Origin of the sequence: Paenibacillus campinasensis (genome assembly GCF_002272015.1) — a bacterium.
In the GTDB taxonomy this organism is placed as follows: domain Bacteria; phylum Bacillota; class Bacilli; order Paenibacillales; family Paenibacillaceae; genus Paenibacillus_AQ; species Paenibacillus_AQ campinasensis.
Window position 1 is genome coordinate 43,750 of sequence record NZ_NPBY01000015.1, and the last position, 17,401, is coordinate 61,150.

Below are 17,401 nucleotides of genomic sequence, written 5' to 3' on the forward strand. Positions count from 1 at the left end.
TCACTTAAGGAGGAATAAGAATCATGTCAGAAATTAAAAAAATCGCAGTTCTTACCAGTGGGGGCGACTCCCAGGGGATGAACGCAGCCGTTCGTGCTGTCGTTCGCAGCGGCTTGTACCATGGGCTGGAAGTGTATGGGGTTCAGCGTGGGTATCAGGGACTTTTGAATAATGATATTTTTAAAATGGATCTGCGCAGCGTCGGAGACATTATCCAGCGCGGCGGAACCATTCTGCAGTCGGCTCGCTGTGAAGAGTTCAAGACGGCCGAGGGACAGCAGAAGGGCGCGGACATTTTGAGACAGAACGGAATTGACGGTCTTGTTGTTATCGGCGGCGACGGTTCTTATCAAGGTGCCAACAAGCTGAGCAAGCTCGGCATCAAGACGATGGGACTGCCTGGCACGATCGACAACGATATTTCATATACGGACTATACGATCGGGTTTGACACAGCGGTGAGCGTTGTGGTGGATGCGGTGAACAAGCTTCGGGATACGATGTCTTCCCATGCCCGTTCGTCTGTGGTAGAGGTTATGGGCCGTCATTGCGGTGACATCGCCCTGCATTCCGGTCTTGCCTCCGGTGCGGAGACGATTCTGGTGCCTGAAGTGGAGTTCAACCTGGATGAAGTGGCTGACCGGATGAGAGAGAACTTCGCAAATGGCAAACGCCACAGCATTATCATCGTTGCTGAAGGTGTAGGCCGCGGGGAAGATATCGTCAAAGGATTGAAGGAACGCCATGCGTCCATCGATGCGCGTGTAACGGTGCTTGGACATATCCAGCGCGGCGGCGCACCGACTCCGTTTGACCGGAACCTGGCGAGCCGTCTCGGTGATTTCGCGGTTCGCAGCTTGATTAACGGCGAGTCGGATAAAGGCTGCGGTATTATTAAAGGAGAGCTGGTGCTCACCGACATCGACAAGGTTGTCAACACGAAGAAGCAGTTTGACATGGAGATGTACAACCTGGCGCTGCGTCTGTCCCAATAATCAGGGACAGCAGCAAGCGCGGTTATACGCTCGAAATTGAAACATACGCCAATAACGAAACAACAAGGTCGAGGACAGGGGCTGATCAGCCCGATCCTCGACCTTGTTGTTTGTTGGCTTGTTAGCCGCGCCGTGCAGCGAAGCGCCGATGACAACCGACGATCGGCGCGGACTGTGCGAATGAGATCAACCTTGGCTTGTGTTCGTGCCGCTGGCCTCGCGCTCGAACTTTCGCTGAACTTTCACCAGCCGCAGCAGCATCAGCGTGGCCCCGACGGCAAGGCCGGTAATGAGTCCGATCCAGTAGCCGAAGGCCTCTAGTTCTGTGAAGTTCGCCAGCACGTACCCAACGGGCAGTCCGATCACCCAATAGGACAGAAACGCGAGCACAAAGGCCACATTTACATCCTTGTAGCCGCGGAGCGCACCCTGTGTCGGGGTTGCGATGGCATCTGAAATCTGGAAGAAAATCGCGAACAGCAGGAACTGCTGAATAAGCGCGATAACCTCCGGCTCGCTCGAATACAGCCCGGCAACCTGACGCCCGGCGACGAGCAGAATGATCGCGGTTGCCAGCGAGAGCAGGACAGCAAGGCCGATGCCGAGCTTGGCATATTGCCGGGCATCCTTCATACGCCCGGAGCCTGCTTCGAACCCGACCACAATCGTCAAGCTCATGCAGATGCTGAGCGGCAGCATATAGAGCGTGGAGGCAAAGTTCATCGCCGCTTGGTGTGCCGCGATCGTCATCGTGTTAAAGCTGCTCATGAGCAGCGTCACCGCAGCGAATACGGCGGTCTCGAAGAAGATCGAGAAGCCGATGGGCACCCCGATTTTCATAATGCCTTTCCACGCGCTGAGCGATGCCTTGCTAAGCTTGCGGAACATGCCGAAATCGGAGAACGGATGAACTCTATGGACGATCAGAATGGTAATCATCAGAACGATCCAGTAGGTGATCGCCGAGGCGACACCCGCGCCTACACCGCCGAGTCTCGGAAAGAACCACAAACCGTAAATGAACATGGCGTTCAGCACCACGTTCACCGGCAGCGAGATCAGCGTAATGATCATGGATGTGCGCGTCTGCCCGAGCGCATCAATAAAGCTGCGCAGTACGGTATAGGCAAACAGCGGGATGATCCCGAAGGAAATGGCCGTTAAATATTCGATTGCCACGCGGTGCACCTCGGGCTCGAGACGCATGCTGTTCAGAATGGAAGGAACAATCGCATAGCCTGCACCAATGACGATCAGAGCCAGCGCAGCCGAGAGCCAGAGCGCCTGATTCACCTGATAGGGCACTTCCGCTTCCTCGCGCCTGCCCATAAGCTGAGACACGATCGGGGTGATGCCGATCAGAATGCCGCTGAGACCGGTCTGGACCGGAAGCCAGAGGCTGGTGGCGATGGCGACGCCGGCCAAATCAACCGAGCTGAATCGTCCGGACATGTTGGTATCAAAAAAACTGATGGCTGACAAAGCGAGCTGAGTGATCAAGATCGGAATCAAGATAATCGCAAACTGCTTCATCTTGCCGCGCATAGTCGTGGTTTGCAACATTAGAAATAGCCTGCCTTTGATGTAGGATGATGATGAACGAAATGTGCTGCACAAAAAAATCACACTCCCTGCAGTCATCATGGGAGATGAGCTGTAAGGAGCGCTTGGGTCTGAACGTATATGCCGGCTATCGCCGAGCCTCTATTCACGGACATCATATCCATATATCCATGCAAGGTGTGTTCATCGTTTCGTATGCAGCCAGCAATCATCATATCACATTCATTGTCAGCTATCTACCTGATTATTGTTAAAATCGTGAACAGGGAGAGGCGCGAGCACGCCGACGAAAAAAAAGCCCGGCCGCCCAAGGCAGCCGAACCTGTCATCGCTTCTTAGTGGTCAACGCCTTCCGTATAACGGTTGGAGGCGTTCCAGAGCAGATATTCGTCCACATTCGTATCCTTCAGTGCCCGGATCTGCTCTTCAATTTCAAATTTCCCATACTTCGTATAATTCCCGCTGCCGAGCCAGCTGGCTGTGAAATCCTGAATCCAGGGCCTGATGATCGGCTTTTTCTCGCCAAGCTCATCCAGCTTCTTGTGGGTATCCTCCATCGAGCCTTTGATGACCTGATACGGCGCCTTGTCCGGCGTTTGTGATCCGTACCAGCCGGCTGAATAATGGCTTGGATACACCATCGGGCTGATGACGTCGACATTTTTGGATATTTTGACAAAATCCTGACCGATGCCTTCCGCTGCCGGAACCGAGGCAGCATAACCGAAGATGTCGACAGACACCCGGATGCCCATCGGGGCCAGCTCCTCGCGCGCGTACTGCACAAAATCCGCTACGACATCGACCCGGGACTGTTCGGTTTTGGTGTACTTGAGGGAATCGGCTCTTTTCTCAAATCCCTCGGGGAAACGGACATAATCGAACTGGATCTCTTTAAATCCCAGCTTGGCCGCTTCTTTGGCGATTTCGAGGTTGTATTCCCATACTTCGCGCTCATATGGATTGACAAAGCTGTCACCACCGCCATTTTTCCATACGGTGCCGTCGCTCTTCCGGAAGGAAAGCTCGGGATTTTTCTTTGCCAATATCGTATCCTTGAACACAACGACTCTGGCGATCGGATAAATATCATGCTTCTCAAGCCGGTCCATCAGCTGATGGATGTCTTTGATGAAGGGCTGTGAATCCCCAAGCTCAAGCAGCTTCGGATTGTCGGTTTTGTACGTTATGTAGCCCTCGTCATCCTTGATGTCGATCACCATCGCATTCAGCTCGGTGTCGTCGATCAGGTTGATGAGCTGATCCATTCTGGAGCCGCCTGCGCTGTAGGCGGTTACGTAAACGCCCTTCACTTTGGGGGCATCTGCCTGCGGATCGATTTCGGTCGTGTTCTGCTTGACGCCTGGCTTTCCTGGAACCTGCTGCTTGCTTTGGATGACGGCGGAGGTAATGGATGATTGCATGATGGTGGAAAGCGTGTCCTCACGCTGATCTGTCCCCGTTACGCCAAAACCCGATGAGGCCAGGATGATGAAGGCCAAGATGATGTTCATATTATTCCCTCTCCCTTGTGTACGTTCAATCAAATTATAATGGAATGGAAGAAACGAAAAAGAACAGGATTGTTACATTGTACTGTATACTGTGCCGTATGTACTTTGTCTTTAAACGGGGAAATGGTGGTTCAAACGTCAGCCGGGGCGGGTGAGCCATCTGGAGGAAGAAAAAAACCCCCGCGTGGCAGGGAAATATAGAGGCAACAAAAAATGCCGCTACCGCCGGGAACATCCGGACGAATAACGGCATTTTGTAATGCAATCATGCAATTGTACGTGTAAAAATTAGTGAAGCGGAGCTTGGCTCTGGTGCTCACAAAGGCTGTACTGAATGATCTCCAGCGCATCCTCCTGTTCGAGGATATTCAGCCCGTCCCTCAGAACAATCATGGAGTTGAGTTCGTTTTGTCTGAAGAATGGGATCATCTCCGGGAACCACTTCATAACGATCTGTGACAATCTTACCGTTTCCATTTCCATCAAAATCACCCTTTCCTTCCTTGAATGTTAGGTTAGGCAGGACGTCTTCAGTAAAACGGAAAAACAGATAAAAATGGGCCTGGGGATGGTGCCTGGCTCAAGCTTTCTTAAGACTATTGTAGGAACACCGCACCAATATTATACCACAAAATTAACAATTGCTCATCCCTGAGGGGATCAGTTGCGCCTAAATTGTCCCATCACAGCAACGGTTTCGACGACATTTACAAACGCCTCGGGGTCTGTCTCAGTAATGATTCGCCGCAGCTCAGCCAGCTCATAGCGGGTCGTAACGGTCATCAGCATATCTTTTTCCCGATGGGTAAACGCGCCCTCGGTTTTAATCTTCGTGACGCCTCTTGGCCGCTGCAGCAGCTTGCTCAGCAGTGCTTCGGTCTGGTTGGTGACGATAAATACCGTCACTTTGATATGGCTGATATGCAGCAAATCAATCATTTTTCCGCTGACATAGATGGAGACCATCGAGGCCAGCGCCAGATTCCAATCCTGGTCCAGGTAAGCGACAGCCAGGATGACGATCGCATTCAAGGTAACAAGCACGCTTCCGATCGGGAAATCCCGGTACTTGGTCACGAGCGAGCCGATAATATCAAAACCGCCTGTCGAGCCGCCCACGCGGAATGACAACCCGGTGCCAAATCCGACCAGGACGCCCCCGAAGACGGAGGAGAGCAGCATGTCCGTAGCTACGGCCTGTACCGGAATCAACTCCAGGAACAGGGTGGTGACAATAACAGAAAAGATACTCAGCACGACAAATCGTTTCCCGAGCTGAAACCAGCCGGTCACCAGAATCGGGATGTTCAGAACAAAATACATGAGGCTGACGCTGAGTGGTGAAAAATAAGAAATGAGCAGCGCGATACCGGATACGCCCCCGCTGAGAAGGTGGTGGGGGATTAGAAAAAGATTGAATCCGGCCGCGATCACAATCCCTCCAAACAGGATTGCAGCATAGGTCCATAGACGCTTCAACATAGGAATCACCTCCCGGTTATTATGACTTTCTTAAGCTTGATGGTATTCCGGTTTCGTTTTGTGATATAATGTATTGGATATTCTTGAGTAGTTCGTTACAATGAAAACTTTGCAAGGTATCAGGATGATTATACATTATTGCCTGCCATTTACCAGGCGTATGAGAGATATACTTGGTTGCACCATGCAGAAAATCCTGCTGGCCGGGAAAGCCTATAAACGTTACCGCTACTTGAGAATACAGATAAGAAAGTGGGATGCCCACAGATAGAAGGAGTATGAACCTATTGAAAAACTTCGCAGATTTTGGTTTGGAGCCACGCGTGCTCCAAGCGATTACCGAGCTTGGCTTTGAAGAAGCCACGCCGATTCAGGCGCAATCGATTCCTATTGCCCTGACAGGGAAGGACATGATTGGACAAGCACAGACGGGGACCGGTAAAACGGCCGCATTCGGCCTGCCGCTAATCCACAAGATTGCCAAGGAAGAAGAGCGGATCGTCGCTCTCGTTATGACCCCAACCCGTGAGCTTGCCATTCAGGTTGCGGAAGAAATCGGCAAACTGTCCCGTTTCAAAGGCATTCGTTCATTAGCAATTTATGGCGGTCAGGATATCGGCCGTCAGATCCGGGCTTTGAAAAAGAAGCCTCAAATTATTATCGGCACGCCGGGTCGTTTACTTGACCATATCAACAGAAAAACGATTCGTCTTGACGACGTGCAGACGGTTGTTCTGGATGAAGCGGATGAAATGCTGGATATGGGCTTCATGGACGACATCCAGTCGATCCTCAAGCTCGTGCCGGAGGAACGTCAAACGCTGCTCTTCTCGGCCACGATGCCGGCGAACATTCAGAAGCTCGCTTCCCAGTTTCTGAAGGATCCGGAGCATGTATCGGTGATTCCGAAGCATGTTAGCGCGCCGCTGATTGATCAGGCTTATATCGAGGTTCCTGAACGCCAGAAATTCGAGGCGCTGAGCCGGCTGCTGGATATGGAGTCTCCGGAGCTCGCGATCGTATTTGGCCGTACCAAGCGCCGGGTGGATGAGCTGGCAGAAGCGCTCCAGAAGCGCGGTTATTCTGCAGACGGACTTCACGGTGACCTGTCCCAGCATCAGCGGGATACCGTAATGCGCAAGTTCCGTGACGGCAGCATTGACGTTCTGGTTGCAACCGACGTAGCTGCGCGCGGACTTGATGTATCCGGCGTAACCCATGTTGTGAACTTCGACCTTCCGCAGGATCCGGAAAGCTATGTACACCGTATCGGCCGTACAGGGCGCGCGGGCAAGGAAGGAACGGCCTGGTCGTTTGTTACACCACGCGAGATGGATCATCTGTATTTCATCGAGCGCGTGACGCGTCAGCGCATTCCGCGCAAGCCGCTGCCTACGATGGCTGAAGCGATTGAAGGCAAGCAGCGCGTCATCGCCGAGCGTGTGCTTGAAATTATCGAGCAGGGAGAATTGACCGAATACAAAGGTCTTGCGATTCAACTGCTTGAGCAGTATGATTCCGTACAGCTGCTGGCAGCTGCGATGAAACTGCTCACCGGTGACAAGAAGGAATCGGTGGATATCCATCTGACACCGGAAGATCCGATTCGCGCGAAGCGCCGCAAGCCGGACATTCGCAGCGGACGCAAGCCGAGCGGCGGCTATGGCGGACGCAGCAACAGCGGCGGATATCGCCAGAACCGCGAAGGCGGCGGCAACCGCGGAGGATACTCCAAGGGCGGTTACAACCGTGATGGCAACCGCAGCTACGGCAGCCGCGACGGCAACCGCAACAGCAGCGACCGCAGAGAGCGCAGCTATAGCGGTGGAGATCGCCGCAGCAGCAACCGCAGCGGAGACGAATAAGCCGCGCTGAACGAATCAGTAGAAGGCGCATGAACACGAGAGGCGCCGAAGTCAGGCTCTGCAACAGAGCGATGGCTTCGGCGCCTTTTTTTTTACATAGTTATAGTCTAACCGGTTGCTGCAAGGCTTGTTCGTCAGCCGCCAATGGTACGAACACAGAAAAAAGACGAAGCCCGGTCCGTCAAGACCGTCTTCGCCACATGCTTGCCCTTGAAATCATATATCCAAACCCTAGTAACGTTTATAATTGATAGGATTCGTTATACCCAGAAAGCACGCAGAATGATAACCAGAAGAATGAAGAGAACAAGAACGATGCCAGTCGTTCCATACAGTCCAGCTCCTGCTCCATATCCACCAACACAAGACATTGAAACTCCTCCTTCATCTTTAAGGATTGCTGCTTGGTTATGGTTCATATTATGAGAAGCTGCGGAATCCGGTTTGGACGTGTACCCAGACGCTATAAATTAGGCACTGGTCACGGGCAGGGCAAATAAGGTATATTTATAGATACATGCATGTTTAGTGAGGAGGAAAAAGACTTGGAAATGAAAGGAGCCATGGGTGGCTTATACAGGCTCACCGAATGGATTACCCGTATCGCTTTTTCAAATGTGCTGTGGGTTCTTTGCACATCGCCTTTCCTGTTTATTCTATTGACCAAGTACTTGATGGCGGTTCAGACGCCGGAAGCCCATAATGAGCAGCTTCTATCGAACTGGATTTTGGCCATTTTGTCGCCTTTTGTACTGTTTCCTGCCACCGCGGCCCTGTTTACGGTTGTCCGCAAGTGGGTTATGGGCAATCCGGATGTATCCGTATTCAAAACGTTCTTTAAAGGGTACAAAGAGAACTACAAGCACAGTATGATTGGCGGTATTGTGTATACGCTTCTATTCGTTATTATGTATGTTGACTATACCGTCTACATGACTCAGCTGGAAGGCTTCCAGCTTGTCGGCATCGTGATGCTCGTGCTGCTTCTGGTGGTGTTTGTATCGCTGTTTAATTTCTTCTCGATGACGGTTCATTATGAGATGAAGATTACACAGATTCTGAAAAATTCGATTTTGCTGACACTGATTCGTCCGTTTCGGGTGTTCTCGACGCTGGCGGGAAGTGCGGTTCTGATCTATATAGGTTTTCAGATGCCGGTGCTCTTTATGTTCTTCCTGTTCTGTCTGATCGCACTGCTCGCCTTCTTTAACTTCTATGCCACATTTATGAAAATGCAGGAGCAGCAGGAGAAGATGAGACTCGCAGAAGAAGAGAACACTGAGACGGAGCAGGAGCTGCTGGACAGCGCAGATTCCGTCAAGAAAGACCGGAAAGAGTCGAAATCCTAGAACACTTAGTTTACTTTTTCTAAAAAACCCCCTATAATAAGACTACATCCTGCGATGTTCGTTTCGGTTTTCCGTTGTTTTGAACCAATGACGATGTCTAGGGAGACTCATATTGAATCGTGGCTGAACAGCCCTGTCACTCAAGACAAGGGGAATTCATAAGCGTTTCTGCGGTCACCCACCTGCTATAGCAGGTTCGAAGACAATGATACCGGACGGCATAGGCGGGTTTCGTACAACGAATGAATGGGCATCTCTTATTTCGGAATTTCGAAATAAAGAGGTGCCTTTTTGCTGTATATAAAGGTTTGCTGAAAGCATAAACAATGTTAAACTAGAGTATGGAAAGGAACGGTCATTTATAAAGGAGGAACGGTCTTTGTCATTAAAACGAGTTCTAATCGGTATCGTGCGCAGCTATGACGGCACAAGCGACCGTGCTAAAGATCCAAAGCTGAAAACGCGGTATTACAATCTTTCAAAAGAAAAGTGTTTTGAAGAGGTTTCCTCGACCCTTAAAAAAATTCCAGGCTACAAAGTGCTCCATGAAGTCAAGTCGGTCGGAGAAATTACACTAGAGAAAAAAACGTCGTTTGGCCGTACGCTGGATATCACGGTCTCTGTGCTTGGGATCAATCCGGTGCGCAGTGCGGTGGATATGTATTCGGCTTCCCGCGGTTCCCTGGGGGATCTCGGAGCGAACTACCGTGTAATTTTAAATCTGTTCTCCGTTCTGGATAAAAAGCTGAGCAAGTATAAAGTGGAAGCGTAGCTGAGTATATATACATCAATCGGGCAACAGGCTGCTTTCGGTATAAAGATTAAAAAGCGGGAGAGCTTCTCCCGCTTTTTAATCAAGTGCACGTATTTATGTAAACCGCCAGCGGCTTAACGAAGCGCCTTCACGGCTTCCACTGCAGCTTCATAATTCGGATGCTCGGTCATTTCGCTCAGGTATTCCACATAAGCGATTTTGTCGTTCTGATCCAGAACAAAGATCGAGCGCATGTCGAGCTGGAATTCCTTGATCAGGACGCCGTATGCTTCTCCGAAGGAACGCGTTTTGTAATCGGACAGCGTTACGACACGATCAATGCCGGCCGCACCGCACCAGCGGGCTTGGGCGAATGGAAGATCGACGCTGATGGTAATGACAACGACATCATCTCCAAGTCCGGCAGCTTCTTCGTTGAATCGGCGTGTTTGCGCATCACAAACGCCGGTATCCAGAGAAGGCACAACGCTGATCAGTTTGATTTTTCCGGCAAAATCTTTCAGGGATGCGTCCTCCAGCAGATTTTTGCTCACCGTAAAATCAGGTGCTGTATCACCGACCTTAAGCTCCGGGCCGATCAGTGTGATGGGATTACCTTTGAATGTGGCAGCTCCCGAACGTTCTTGAGCCATGAATATCTCCTCCTTGTTTCTTTGAAATTTGGTAATTGGGTTCATGGTACATTATAATCTTTTTAAAAAGGGAATGTCCACAAGGATGATCCAAGGCCGGCTTGGATGGGAGGATGCTATGATATTTATTCGTTATGAAAATTGGAAGAGTTATCTGCGTTACTATCCGGTAACCACTCTTCTGTTAATTGCCAATCTCGTCATGTTCATCATTACGTCTTTTGATGGCGGATCAAGAAATTATGTAACGCTGCTGAAGTATGGCGCCGCATCGGATTTGCCGCAGGTTAGCGGGGAGCTGTGGCGCTTATTCACCGCGATGTTCCTCCATAACGGATTTGACCATCTGCTGTTCAACAGTTTTGCACTGCTTGTATTCGCACCGCCTCTGGAGCGGATCATGGGCAGCTGGAAATACGTATTGCTTTACCTGGCGAGCGGCGTGCTGGGCAATGCGATCGGGCTTGCTTACTACACCCAGCAGTTGGACCGGTACACCTTCCTCGTCGGGGCCTCAGGCGCGATCTATGGCGTATATGGCGCCTATCTGTATATCGCGCTGTTCCAGCGTCATGTGATGGATGAGGCGTCGCGCAAAATGCTGTACACGCTGCTTATTATCGGGGTTGTTTTCTCTTTTGCCCCGGGAATCAGCATGGCAGGTCATATCGGTGGATTGATCGGCGGATTCTTTATATACGGGCTGATGATTCGTCTGTTCAAGACGCGAACTTCAGATATGCCGTAGTGCCGCAATTGGTTGGAAAAGTTGCAGGATATACTAAGTTTTCTAGGGAAATGAGAATGGAGCGATCAAGATCGTGGAATTAAGACAGTTGCAATACTTTGTAAAGGTTGCGCAAAAGGAACACGTTACCCAAGCGGCAGAGGAGCTGCATGTGGCCCAGTCGGCAGTCAGCAGGCAGATTCATCAGCTGGAAGAAGAGCTGGGTGTGAATCTGTTCATGCAGAAGGGACGGAACTTGCAGTTAACTCCGGTAGGCCAGCTATTTTGCAAACGGGTGGAAGGCATCATGAAGGATCTGGACCGGGCTGTGATGGAAATTCATGAGTTTCTGGACCCTGAACAAGGGGAGGTTCGGATTGGATTTCCCCACAGTCTGGGCATTCATCTTATACCGTCCATCGTAGCCGAATTTCGGAAGAAGTACCCGAATGTGAAATTTCGGTTCAAGCAGGGGATGTTTCCAACATTGATACGCGATGTCATCTCGGCTGAGGTGGATCTTGCTTTCGTATCGCCATTTCCGGACCGCCATGATCAGGTGGATGGGGATGTGGTGCTGACAGAGGAGCTGTTCGCGATTCTGCCGCCCAACCATCCGCTTGCGGGTGAGGAGTCGATCAAGCTGGAGCAATTGAAGGAAGAGCGCTTTGTGCTCTTCAGCAAGGGCTATTCGTTGCGGCCGATTGTATGGCATGCCTGCCTTGAAGCGGGATTCACGCCGAAAATCGCCTTTGAAGGCGAGGAAACCGATACGATACGCGGCCTGGTTGCGGCGGGCATGGGTGTAAGCCTGCTGCCGGAGATGGCGCTCTTTCAGACGAACCCGCTCCAGCCTGCGAGGGTTCGCATCTCAGAGCCGAAGGTGACGCGCTCAATCGGTCTTATTCACCGGGCTGATGAAAAGCTCCCTCCCGTAGCCCAGGCATTTCGGAAGTTTCTGCTTCAATACTTTGGCCTGGATGCGACTTCCAAGGAGACTCAGAAAAAACCGAAAAGTCCATCATAGATGCATGAAAAAAGAAGGGAAGCGATCCTGCAGCTTGCGCTGCGAGAATCGCTTCCCTCTTTCGTATATGCAATGACCGGAATCATTGTTGCAGTTAGATCCTTATTCGCGATTGCTGGTGAAGATCATAATGTAACGAATCAGCTCAAGCAAGGAGATCAGCGCTGCAGCCACATACGTCAGGGCAGCTGCGTTCAGCACTTTCGCTACGCCGCGCTCTTCGTCATTGGCGATGTATCCTTCTTGGATCATCAACTGGCGAGCACGGTTGCTGGCGTTAAATTCGACCGGCAGTGTCACGAGCTGGAAAGCCACGGCAGCGGAGAAGAAGATGATCCCGAGGCCGATGAGATTCATGGCGCCAAACAGGAAGCCAGCAATGAGCAGGAACGGTGCAATACCAGAGGCAATGTTCACGACCGGGAACATTTTGTGGCGGGCAACCAGCATCGGGTAATGTTCCTGGTGCTGGATGGCATGGCCAACCTCGTGACAGGCAACCGCTACGGCGGAGATGGAGCGCTCGTAGTATACCGGTTCAGACAGGCGGACAACCCGGTTGATCGGATCATAGTGGTCAGACAACGTGCCTGGAACCGGCTCGACAGGAACATCATGCAGGCCGTTGGCGTCCAGCAAACGTCTGGCGGCGTCGTAGCCTGTCATCCCGGTGCTTGTTCCGACTTCAGCCCATTTCTTAAAGGTGCCCTTGACGCGGAATTGAGCCCACATCGAGAAGATAAAAGCGATAATAATCAAAACGAACATGCCGTCAAAGTACATTTATCATACCCCCATATTCAGTATATTGTGAGACTGGCATTTCATGACATGGACGTGAACTGATTGATCAGGATCTGCAAAGATTGGATGCAAGCAGCCCCTTTGGGAAGAATGCTGGCCAGTGCCTGACGCTTCTGACTAGGCTTCATTTCACGCAGGATCGGGCTTAGCTCCTTCACTTCGCGTTCGAGCTGCTTTAGATGAATTTCAAGTTGAGTGAGCTTGTCGGTCATATCCTGATCTCCGCCGAGTGATCGCCACTGCTCTAGCCTCTCCTTGATCTCATCTAATGTATATTTCTCCTGCTTCAATTGATTAATACGTTTGAGCGTATCTAACGTTTCAGTGCTATACAGCCGGTAGTTCTTCATGGTTCGCTTCTCCGGTGCAATCAGACCGAGCTTCGTATAATAATCGATGGTTCTTTCACTGATTCCGGCAGCCTTCGCAAGTTCGCCAATCCGAAAAAGATTGGTGCTTGCACTCATAGTCCCCATTTCTTCTCACCTCACAGGCCTTGAGTAATTGTCATGAATGAAACTGCAGTTTCCCTATCATTAAAGATACATGATTCGGAACCATACAGTCAAACGTCATGCTTCTACCTTTAATATAGCTGGAATCACGGTCAATGAGAAGTTGTACGATATGTACTTTTTATGAACTTGATTTGCACTGTAAACGCTTAATGTTATATTTCATTACATAAAAGACGCTTTTCGGACTTTTTTTCAAAAAAAATCGTTGCCATTTTGAAATGTCGCCCCTATAATGACAATATGAAATCAAGGAGATGTTAAGTAAGTTAACACAAAGGGGAGTGTAAACCATGAAGAAAAAATGGCTAAGCTTAATGATCGGATCGCTAGCTTTAGTAGCGTTCCCGGCCAGTGCTTTCGCGTCGGATGCGGGGGCTTCAACTCTGGAACTGACAGGCGGTTTGAACGCATTGTTCGTCTTCTTGGCGGCATTGCTGGTGTTTTTCATGCAAGCAGGCTTTGCATTGCTGGAGGCAGGTTCGGTCCGCATGAAAAATGCCGGTCACGTGGCAGGCAAAACGTTCCTGACATTCGGGATTGCCATCCTTGCATTCTGGACATTCGGATTTGGTCTCGGATTTGGTAATGGTAACAGCTTCTTCGGAACCGAGGGCTTCTTCCTGAGCGGTGACAGCATGGTCGGCTCGTTCGATTCCGTAGCGGGTGATGTGCCGCTGACGATTATGTTCCTGTTCCACCTGTCCTTTGCGGCAGTATCGCTGGCGATTGCCAGTGGCGGTATGGCTGAGCGTGCGAAGCTGAGCGTATATATCGTCTTCGGATTGCTCTTCACGATTATTATTTATCCGGTTGTCGCTCACTGGGTATGGGGCGGAGGCTGGCTCCACGCGATGGGCATGCAGGATTTTGCCGGCTCGACGGTTGTTCACCTTACCGGTGCGACAGCGGCTCTGGTGGCTACCATTCTGCTCAAGCCGCGTCTTGGCAAGTACAACAAAGACGGCAAGCCTAACAGCATTCCTGGTCACAACCAAGTCTTCTCGATTCTCGGTGTATTCATTATCTGGATTGGCTGGTTCGGATTTAACCCGGGCAGCACGTTGTCCGCATTGATGGACGGGTTCTTCGGCTTCGTGGCGATGAATACGAACATTGCGGCTGCCGCAGGTGCGGTTGCAGCGCTGCTGGTGTCCTGGGCGGTTCTTGGCAAGGCGGATATTCCTAGCATGCTGAACGGTATTCTGGCCGCCTTCGTTGCCATCACAGGCGCTTGTGCTTTCGTTGAGCCTTGGGCTGCGATCGTGATTGGTGCGGTAGCCGGGATTATCACCTTCTTTACGGCTCAATGGTTCGACCGCAAAGGTATTGACGATCCGATCTACGCTTTCTCTGTACACGGTGTAGCCGGTATGTGGGGCGCGGTATCCACAGGGTTGTTCGCTTCTCCTCGCCTGGTCGAGATTACAGAAGTCGGCAAGGCAGGTCTGTTCTACGGCGGTGGCTTTGGTCAGCTCGGCGTACAGATTCTGGGTCTGGTTGGTGCGTTTGCATTCGTACTCGTGATTTCGTTCATTATCCTGTATCTGATGAAGATTACGATGGGCATCCGTGTAACGGAGGAAGAGGAATTGATGGGTCTGGATATCAGCGAGCATGGCACGTATGGTTATCCGGAGCAAATGAAACTGCTGACAGAGTCGGAAGGCAAATCAGCTAAAGCTTGATCCGCATGCGGATAAATGCGTAATTGGGACATAGTTCTTAGATAAAGGAGGCCGTGGCATGAAACGACACAATTCCGTCCAGCTGTTTCCGGAACTTTCGGAATTGCAGACAGCAGCAACGGCCCGGCAATTGCGTGAAATGCGGATCATCTGTCAAAATAAGCTGCTGGATATGCGCAGTTCCATGGAGCTTAAAGCATGGGTTGCATCGGTCAATCTGATGCATGATCTCATCGGACAGCGCGCTGCAGCGATCTGTGAGCACGACATGTGGGAGGCTGGCTTTGGCCGGCCTCCTGCACGTTATGCTTTTGTTGCATTTGGCAGCGGTGGCCGTCAGGAAGCGACGCTGTGGAGTGATCAGGATAACGGTATGATTCTGGGCGATGAGTTGAAGGAGGATGAGCTGCCGTTCTTCCGGGAGTTTGGCCGGCGGCTGGCCGGCATATTGGAGCTTGTGGGCTATCCCAAGTGCTCGGGAAAGGTGATGTGCTCGGAGCCGTTATGGAGCAAGCGGCTTGCGGAATGGACGGAGCAGCTGAGGCAATGGACGGATCAGCTGGAATGGGAGCCGGTGCGCAATTTCATCATCGCCTCCGATCTGCGGTTTATCGCTGGGGATCCAGGGCTGACAGAGGCGTGGATGGAGGCGTACAGGGCCATCGTTGAGCAGCGGCCGGACATCGCCAATGCCATTCTTCGCAACACCGTCAAGCATAAGGCAACCCTGAACGTGATGGGCCGAATCGTCACCGAGCGCTTTGGCGAACACGCGGGTGAGTTTGATGTCAAGTACGGCATGTACATTCCGCTGGTGAACAGCATCCGGACGATGGCTTTGCAGCGTGGAATCGTCGAGACCTCGACCTTGAAAAGGATGGAGAAGGTCATTCTGCTCGAAGGCGGGAACCTGCTCCTTGAGAGTGTGCAGCGTGCTTTCGTCACGGCTTTGCGGTATCGGAACGATACGCCTCATGCCGAGGAGGACGGTCTGGTTGTCAGCAGCGGATACTTGCCGCCGGAGCAGTTGAAACTTAAAAATGTGCAGTACGAGCTTCGCGACACCCTCGGGGTTGTCCGCCGCATACACCGCTCACTTCAGCGTGAGCACCGCTTAGCGGAAAGAGCGGAAAGGAGGCACCTATGACCGATCCGGTACGCTCTGGAGGGGGCTTCTGGCGCTCGCTTCGCTCCGGCGGCATCAACTCGGCTCTGTCGTCGATGCGCGGAGCCCAGACGGCACAGCAGATGGCCTTCATCCGTTCCCAAATGAAAGATAACCGCAGGCCGGAGGAGCTGGGAACGCCGCTGGATGAGCTTGAGGTTATCGTGTTCGATCTTGAAACGACGGGGTTCAACCATCAGCACGGGGACGAAATACTGTCCTTCGGTGCAATCAAGGTCGTCGGCAACCACGTGCTTGAATCGGAAACGTTCCATATGATAGTCAACAGCGGCGTGAGGGTGCCTCCGGTCATCACGGAATTGACCGGGATTTCACAGAAGATGGTGGATGATGCGCCGCCTTTGATGGAGGGGCTGCATGATTTCATGGCTTTTGTCGGGGGCAGGGTTCTTGTCGCGCATGCGGCAGCGCATGACCGCGGCTTCTTGAATGCGGCTCTGTGGAAAACATCCAAGGTACGATTGACCCACCGATTGCTGGATACGATGATGCTTGCCCAGCGGCTGTATCCGGAGCTGAGGGATTTCAGCCTGGATGAGCTGCTGCGGCACAAGGGCATCCCAGTGGAAGGGCGTCATCACGCCCTCTCCGATGCCAGCATGACCGCCCGGCTGTGGGCGAATTATATTAGAGAGATTCAGCACCGCGGCTATGCGGAAACGCTGGGAGATATGTATGTTTATTTAAGCGAAGCATAAGGCACAGGCTGGAGATGATATCGCTGCGCCCTGCAATGCGCAGGGGAAGGGGCCGCTGGCCCGGCGTTGTCATTCAGATGGCCGATGCTGCCTGAATGATCAGGCATCGTCACTTCGTAGGTTGCAAGCTTGAGCCGGAAGCCGTCGGAGACTCGGAAGGGGGTCCCGATGGCGTAAATCCGGAGCAGGCTCCCGAATGCCTCTAGCTCGGCCAAGTCCTTGGCGGATGGCTCGGGCGGAGTATGCGGATGGCTGTGAAACAATCCGACCAGATCCGGTCTCGTCAGGACGACGGATGTCCACTCGGCGGGATGGAGAGTAAATGCATGCAGCGGTTGATCCGCTGTATTTTTTATGGGGAGAAATTCGGTGACGGTGATGAGGCCGCCGTTCGCGTCGTACCCGAGCAGCACGCCGCAGGCTTCCTCAGGATAGCAGGTCCTCACATGATCTTCGATCCGCTTCAGAACGGAGCACGGGAATTCAATTCTATGGATGCTGCCGGACGGGTTGCTCATAGTCTCCTCCATTTTCGAAATGATCTTGTTTTAAAAATGATGGCTTTCAGGGTACAATATAGG

18 protein-coding genes and 1 other RNA gene are annotated in these 17,401 nt (G+C 51.8%); 10 read left to right on the forward strand and 9 right to left on the reverse strand.

Annotated elements, in window-relative coordinates; genetic code table 11:
• Positions 1-23 precede the first annotated feature (23 nt).
• Positions 24-995, forward strand: a complete 972-nt coding sequence (gene pfkA, locus CHH67_RS05510; protein WP_095263988.1) for a 6-phosphofructokinase — start codon at positions 24-26, stop codon at positions 993-995.
• A gap of 186 nt (positions 996-1,181) precedes the next feature.
• On the opposite strand, the gene CHH67_RS05515 is transcribed toward pfkA, so the two are convergent.
• The 4 genes from CHH67_RS05515 to CHH67_RS05535 form a co-directional block, all read right to left on the reverse strand.
• Positions 1,182-2,558 (reverse strand): MATE family efflux transporter, encoded by a 1,377-nt coding sequence (locus CHH67_RS05515; protein ID WP_095263989.1) that lies wholly within the window; start codon positions 2,556-2,558, stop codon positions 1,182-1,184.
• Positions 2,559-2,893: 335 nt separating this feature from the next.
• Positions 2,894-4,072 carry a putative glycoside hydrolase gene (locus CHH67_RS05525; protein WP_095263991.1) on the reverse strand — a complete coding sequence of 393 codons (1,179 nt, stop codon included), beginning with the start codon at positions 4,070-4,072 and terminating at the stop codon, positions 2,894-2,896.
• 288 nt (positions 4,073-4,360) lie between these two features.
• A complete protein-coding gene (locus CHH67_RS05530) occupies positions 4,361-4,555 on the reverse strand; it encodes a hypothetical protein (protein WP_095264046.1) in 195 nt (64 codons plus the stop codon).
• A gap of 177 nt (positions 4,556-4,732) precedes the next feature.
• Positions 4,733-5,554, reverse strand: a complete 822-nt coding sequence (locus CHH67_RS05535; protein WP_095263992.1) for a YitT family protein — start codon at positions 5,552-5,554, stop codon at positions 4,733-4,735.
• A 287-nt stretch (positions 5,555-5,841) separates the two neighbouring features.
• Here CHH67_RS05535 and cshA point away from each other — a divergent pair, with 287 nt between their 5' ends.
• A complete protein-coding gene (gene cshA, locus CHH67_RS05540; RefSeq protein WP_095263993.1) occupies positions 5,842-7,419 on the forward strand; it encodes a degradosome RNA helicase CshA in 1,578 nt (525 codons plus the stop codon).
• Between the two features lie 260 nt (positions 7,420-7,679).
• On the opposite strand, the gene CHH67_RS26470 is transcribed toward cshA, so the two are convergent.
• A complete protein-coding gene (locus CHH67_RS26470; protein WP_196426406.1) occupies positions 7,680-7,790 on the reverse strand; it encodes a sporulation protein YjcZ in 111 nt (36 codons plus the stop codon).
• Between the two features lie 174 nt (positions 7,791-7,964).
• Between CHH67_RS26470 and CHH67_RS05545 the strand changes: the two genes are divergently transcribed.
• From CHH67_RS05545 to CHH67_RS05555, 3 genes are all read left to right on the forward strand, one after another.
• Entirely contained in the window at positions 7,965-8,768 is an 804-nt protein-coding gene (locus CHH67_RS05545; RefSeq protein ID WP_095263994.1) for a YesL family protein, read from the forward strand.
• Between the two features lie 43 nt (positions 8,769-8,811).
• Positions 8,812-9,003, forward strand: a non-coding RNA gene (gene ssrS / locus CHH67_RS05550) — 6S RNA.
• Positions 9,004-9,147: 144 nt separating this feature from the next.
• Complete coding sequence (locus CHH67_RS05555) at positions 9,148-9,540, forward strand: DUF1499 domain-containing protein (RefSeq protein ID WP_095263995.1); 393 nt, start codon at positions 9,148-9,150, stop codon at positions 9,538-9,540.
• 116 nt (positions 9,541-9,656) lie between these two features.
• Here the strand turns inward: CHH67_RS05555 and tpx are convergent, their stop codons facing one another.
• Positions 9,657-10,175: a thiol peroxidase gene (tpx, locus tag CHH67_RS05560; protein WP_095263996.1), complete on the reverse strand. Its 519-nt coding sequence runs from the start codon at positions 10,173-10,175 to the stop codon at positions 9,657-9,659.
• 118 nt (positions 10,176-10,293) lie between these two features.
• Here tpx and CHH67_RS05565 point away from each other — a divergent pair, with 118 nt between their 5' ends.
• Together CHH67_RS05565 and gltC are read left to right on the forward strand one after the other, a co-directional pair.
• Positions 10,294-10,923: a rhomboid family intramembrane serine protease gene (locus tag CHH67_RS05565; protein WP_095264048.1), complete on the forward strand. Its 630-nt coding sequence runs from the start codon at positions 10,294-10,296 to the stop codon at positions 10,921-10,923.
• Positions 10,924-10,996: 73 nt separating this feature from the next.
• Positions 10,997-11,929, forward strand: coding sequence for a glutamate biosynthesis transcriptional regulator GltC (gltC, locus tag CHH67_RS05570; RefSeq protein ID WP_095263998.1), 933 nt, complete (start codon positions 10,997-10,999; stop codon positions 11,927-11,929).
• A gap of 102 nt (positions 11,930-12,031) precedes the next feature.
• Here gltC and CHH67_RS05575 read toward each other — a convergent pair whose 3' ends face one another.
• Together CHH67_RS05575 and CHH67_RS05580 are read right to left on the reverse strand one after the other, a co-directional pair.
• Positions 12,032-12,712 carry a zinc metallopeptidase gene (locus CHH67_RS05575; RefSeq protein WP_095264000.1) on the reverse strand — a complete coding sequence of 227 codons (681 nt, stop codon included), beginning with the start codon at positions 12,710-12,712 and terminating at the stop codon, positions 12,032-12,034.
• A 41-nt stretch (positions 12,713-12,753) separates the two neighbouring features.
• Positions 12,754-13,209: a MerR family transcriptional regulator gene (locus CHH67_RS05580; protein WP_230875621.1), complete on the reverse strand. Its 456-nt coding sequence runs from the start codon at positions 13,207-13,209 to the stop codon at positions 12,754-12,756.
• Positions 13,210-13,541: 332 nt separating this feature from the next.
• Between CHH67_RS05580 and CHH67_RS05585 the strand changes: the two genes are divergently transcribed.
• The 3 genes from CHH67_RS05585 to CHH67_RS05595 are packed head-to-tail and all read left to right on the forward strand — an operon-like array spanning position 13,542 to position 16,820.
• Complete coding sequence (locus CHH67_RS05585) at positions 13,542-14,936, forward strand: ammonium transporter (protein ID WP_095264002.1); 1,395 nt, start codon at positions 13,542-13,544, stop codon at positions 14,934-14,936.
• Positions 14,937-14,994: 58 nt separating this feature from the next.
• Positions 14,995-16,083, forward strand: a complete 1,089-nt coding sequence (locus tag CHH67_RS05590) for a DUF294 nucleotidyltransferase-like domain-containing protein (RefSeq protein WP_095264004.1) — start codon at positions 14,995-14,997, stop codon at positions 16,081-16,083.
• On the forward strand, positions 16,080-16,820 hold the full coding sequence (locus tag CHH67_RS05595) for a 3'-5' exonuclease (protein ID WP_095264006.1): 741 nt from the start codon (positions 16,080-16,082) through the stop codon (positions 16,818-16,820). The genes CHH67_RS05590 and CHH67_RS05595 overlap by 4 nt, the downstream gene beginning before the upstream one ends.
• On the opposite strand, the gene CHH67_RS05600 is transcribed toward CHH67_RS05595, so the two are convergent.
• Entirely contained in the window at positions 16,802-17,350 is a 549-nt protein-coding gene (locus CHH67_RS05600) for a M67 family metallopeptidase (protein WP_095264007.1), read from the reverse strand. The two genes, CHH67_RS05595 and CHH67_RS05600, sit on opposite strands and share 19 nt — an antisense overlap.
• Positions 17,351-17,401 lie beyond the last annotated feature (51 nt).